The 1,424-nt window shown below is 62.1% G+C and carries 1 protein-coding gene; it reads left to right on the top strand.

From position 1 onward, the window contains the following. Positions 1–1,424, top strand: a 1,424-nt coding sequence (locus tag ACWGJ2_RS40460) for a hypothetical protein (RefSeq protein WP_453351422.1), incomplete at both ends; no start/stop codon positions are given.

Raw genomic sequence — 1,424 nt, 5'->3', positions numbered from 1 at the left:
GACCGTCGCAAGGATAGTCGGCGGGATTGAACTGACGCGCCTCGGACTGGCCAATAAGCCGGTCTACGCCGTGCCGAAGGTAGTTCTGGGCAAGTTCCAGGGCGAGTTCCTCCAGGGAAATCCTCGGGCCCGGATTCTGGTCGCCGACTCCTCCGACCTCACAGGAGAACGTCGGCACAAGTTCGTCGCCCGCTGGTCAACCGGCAACTGGGACGCGGTCATCATCAGCCACACCGCGTTCAAGAAGATCCCGATGTCCAAAACGGCCCGCCTGGACTACATTAATCAAGAGGTCAAGCGTCTGGAGGCGCACCTCGCCAACGCTGATGGCGAGGACAAGTACACCGTCAAGGACATCGAGAAGCAGATCGCCACGCTAAAAGGGCGGATCGAGGACGAACTACAAACACCAGGCGACTCGGGCGTGGAATTCGAGCGTACCGGCAGCACCTACATCTTCTACGACGAGGCACACACTCTCAAGAATCTCCGGGTGATCTCCTCAATCCGCGACCTCGCACTCGAAGGCAACCAGATCACCGCGGACATGGACATGAAGCTGTCCTATCTGCGCAAGAACTACGGCGGCCGGATCACGACCCACGCCACCGCCACGCCGGTGGACAACTCCCCGATGGAGATCCTGACTGCCATCAAATACCTCGCCCCCGACCTGCTCCGCGATGAATGGGGAATTGAGGAGGACGACCAGTTTGTCTCCACCTATATTCAGCCCGTCAACCGGGTAGAGATGAGTCCGGACGGCAACTCCTTCTCCACTCGCGCCCGTTACGCCCGCTACGTCAACCAGACCGAACTCAAACGCGTACTGTTCACCGTTGCCGACGTCAAACTCAAGCGCGATCTCCAGCTCGGCGAGCCCGCCGTCATTGGCGGCGAGATGCGGGTCCTGGAAGCCGAGGCATCGCCGGAACTGCGCCAGGTCATGCAGTCGCTGGGCAAACGCATGATGGCCATCCGCCTCGGCAGCCCTGACCTGAAGTACAACCGCAAGGGAAAGCTGGTCGAGGACAACACCCTGTGGATCTCCACGGACGGGCGCCTGGCCTCGCTCGACGTACGCCTGGTCAACAAGAGCACCGACGAACCCCAGAAGGTCGACGTCGCCGCCGACGAACTGTTCCGCCTCTGGAAGCTGCACAAGGACGACGTCTACTACGACGACGACGGCAACGAAGAACCCAACCGCGGCAGCCTGCAACTCGCCTTCTGCGACCTGGGCGTGCCCGGCCCGGACAAGGAGTTCGTGTTCTACGAGGCACTACGCGAGGCGCTGACCGCTCGGGGCATGCCGGGCAGCCTCATCCGTTTCGATCAGGAGGCGAAGAACCCTCAGCAGAAGGCACGGCTCGACAAGGACGCCCGTGAAGGGCGCGTCGCCGTGCTGGTCGGCAGCCGTTCCG

The organism is Streptomyces sp. NPDC054796 (genome assembly GCF_053611545.1).
Note: the sequence above shows the minus strand (reverse complement) of the source record. Positions and strands in the feature narration are given on the sequence as shown.